Here is a 3143-nt window from a genome sequence, read left to right as displayed (position 1 = left end):
GCTCGTGGAACCGGCACCATCGGCGTGACCGCCGACGCGGGTGCCTGCCCGAAACCGCAGATGAAGATCAATAAATCACTCAGCCATCACGCTCGGCGAAGCCACCAGAACGCGTGAACTATCGAGGCTAGTGACTGGTGTCCGCACGGTGGGGGACGGCCTCCATGGTCCCGGGCTCAGCGATCAAACCCTTTGTCAGTAGGCTCTAAGTAAAAGGGTCCTGCCGAAGTTGGTGAACACTCCGACTTCTCAACACGTTTTCCGAGAGATTTCGGGAGGCTCGGCGATTTATGCAGAGGCCTTCGGGCCAGTGTTGAGAATCGAACGATTCTCAACATGATCAACAACGGCGCCCGCGGAGTCGACGCGGTGTCGCGCGACAGCAGGTGAAGATGAGTTCCAGGCGCTCGTCGGGAAACGTCGCGGTGTTCATCGGCACCTCCGCATGATTGCCGGTGACGAGCAGGCCGAATTTGGTCGCGAGGGTCCGGTCGCGGCGGATGCGGTCCGTCGCTCGGTTCCGAGCCGTCGTCATCAGCCAGGCGCGCGGGTTGCTGGGGAACGCCGTCGCGTGGCCACCGGTCGGCGGCGATGTCGTCGGTGTTGCCATCAACATTCTGCCCGTGGCGGCTGTACAAACGCTACATCCGCGCTGCCGCAGAAATCTCAGGTCTCGGACGATCTCACAGGACCTCAACCGAAACTGTGGCGATTGCCGCAATCACATTGAGCTGAACCGGCCCCTCGGCTCCTAGCCAAATCAACGGCGGCAGAGAGGTTGAGCGCACGAGATCGAGCCATACGCCGTCAGGCCAAGACTCGTTCCTCGGCTCCAAAGCCGTCGCCACCACCTGATCCAAGGGCTCGGCACCGGGACCGGGAAGCTTTACGATCGAAAAGAAGTAGACATCACGAAAAGCAAGCGTGATGTCCGGTTTCTCGGGACCCCAACGGAGGCCAATCTCAAGAGCATCGGCGTCATCGACTTGCGCCAGTGAAAGCCTATCTATGACATATCCATGACAGCTCGGCACAACCTTGAGAAATTTATCAAAGGTGCTCAACGGATGACCATCTCCCCCGGTCGAATTCTCTGTTGTGATCGTTCCGTCTGGACCTTATCTGGGGCTGTAGTTCTTCTGTTTGGGCTAGGGTCAATCTTAGACCCGATCCTTTTGCACCTCACCGTTCCCTGATCCAAACCACACTGCCGTCTATATGAGCGTATCGCCGATACCCAACCTTGGTCTCCGGCCTGAATATAAATCACTGACTGAAGAACTCGTTCTCGGCATCATCGAGCGTTTTCCCGCGAAGGTTGACCCGCTTGCCGCATCACAAGCCGGGTTACTGTTATGGACGAGTACCGGTATCTCGTCTGCCAACACATAGTACGTGTGCACGTTTTCTACTGTCAGGACCTGCGGCAGGTGCCCACCGACGTTGCCGTCGGCGATACCGTCAAAGCTCTCAGAGGTCCAATTAAAATAAAAGGGGAACTATTGAGGCGGAGGCTGTGCTTCGCGAAGGAATACGTCCAGCGCCGAGGACTTTCTTTCGATCAGGTCGTCATGATGATTCGGGTCCCGAACGAGAGTAGGATACCCCCAAATAGCGAGCACTGGCGCACGACCCTTTACAACCTCAAACTCCCAAGTATTAGGTAGTCGGCGATCGGCCACACTAAATAGATCGATCAGCTTCCAGTTCGGCTTTCCTGTATCATCGACAATCAATATACCCAGTCCATAAGTCCAGAGCGCCATGGCGCTAACCCAATAGTCCCGACCGATAGTCACGTTGAACCTGGATTGGGATGTATTCCCTGACCTCTGCAGGACCTCCGCCGATAGATGACTACCACAGTCACCAATGCATGTAAGCTTCACTCAGCACTCCAGTCGTTTGAACTTGAAGTCGTCAGACGCCCCAGTCCGCGTATTGTACGCGTAGTGAACTTCGACACCATTTGCAGTTTGCTCCATCTTCACCCATACACCCTCGGCCGGAAACAAACCCGACGGGCCCCCTGAAGTTTCAGCCCGACCTCATTACCCTGCCCCGAGCCAACCGGTACTGAGGAAGGTGACTCTGCTATTCACGCGGACGCCCCACCTCAAGGAACTGCCGATAAACGAGGTCGAGCAGCGCCGCGTATGCGTGTTGCGAGCGGGCGACGGCCTGGTCGCCACCCGATGCTATGTCACCGAGCCGATCGATTCGCTGCATCAGTGCTTGAAGCATCGCGAGGACGTCGACCGGCGCCGGCTTGAAGATCCCGCGTTCCACATATCGAATCACCGTCGTCACGTACTCGTCGGCTTCCGCCAGATCGCTGTGCGCCAGAATCAGATCCTTACTTGACCCGCTCCGAGGGAACGCAGATTGCGCCACAGGGTGTAGGCGTCCATGAAACTGAGCATCACGTTTTTCCCTGCTCCGAGTGGGTCCCGTCGTACCAGAAGGAAACGACTCGTCCGTCCGGCCCGATGATCCCACCCATACCCCCGTTGGGATCCGAGTACTTCACGCCCCACTTGCCGTCGTCGAATGGCATCCTCTTCGCGTTATAGCCACTCTTGCCTCCCGGCTCAGCCAGTCGCTTCCCCAGCCACTCGAATCTTGCAAGTACTTCTCGGGCGTGACGTTCAATGGCTCACCGTGCTTTTCCCACTGGTATTGGAAGCTGCCCCCGGGATTGTCGAAAGTGCCCTCGTGCCAGACATCGTCAACCCCGTCCGGGCATGGCCCCGAATTGTGAACCAGTACCGGCGTCTCGCCCGCCAGGCTCAGTGACGAACAGCCTGAGAAGAAGCAGCGCTCTTGGGCTTGCGGTGGGACGATGAGTGTGCTCCGCAGGATGAGGGGGCGCTGGGCCGACCTGGACACCGGCAGCGGTCCGGACCGGGCCAAGCTGGCCGCTATAGAGACGGTCCAAGCCAACGAGCTGGACCCGGCAGGGCGTCCCTGGGCCGCTATTGCGGTAGGAAACTGACCGCAATTATCTCTAGCCTCGCGGCATGGAGATGACTAAGCAAGATCCCGAACCCCGGGGTGAGAACACCGTTAACGGATTCGTTGTCGTTGACGGAGCCGCGCCTTTCATCGACTTCCTCGTCGCTGTCTTTGACGCGAATGAGCGG

General features: G+C 58.2%; 3 protein-coding genes. All 3 read right to left on the bottom strand.

Features of this window, described 5'->3' with window-relative positions; translation table 11 throughout:
• Positions 1-340: 340 nt before the first annotated feature.
• A complete protein-coding gene (locus tag EJK15_RS72410; protein WP_171075422.1) occupies positions 341-610 on the bottom strand; it encodes a hypothetical protein in 270 nt (89 codons plus the stop codon).
• Positions 611-683: 73 nt separating this feature from the next.
• Positions 684-1064, bottom strand: coding sequence for a hypothetical protein (locus EJK15_RS68470; protein ID WP_138720799.1), 381 nt, complete (start codon positions 1062-1064; stop codon positions 684-686).
• A 1030-nt stretch (positions 1065-2094) separates the two neighbouring features.
• Entirely contained in the window at positions 2095-2394 is a 300-nt protein-coding gene (locus EJK15_RS68465; RefSeq protein WP_138720798.1) for a hypothetical protein, read from the bottom strand.
• Between the last annotated feature and the right edge of the window lie 749 nt (positions 2395-3143).

Source organism: Nonomuraea basaltis (assembly GCF_005893125.1).
GTDB classification, from domain to species: Bacteria; Actinomycetota; Actinomycetes; order Streptosporangiales; family Streptosporangiaceae; genus Nonomuraea; species Nonomuraea basaltis.
This window is presented reverse-complemented; position numbering and strand designations above follow the sequence as displayed.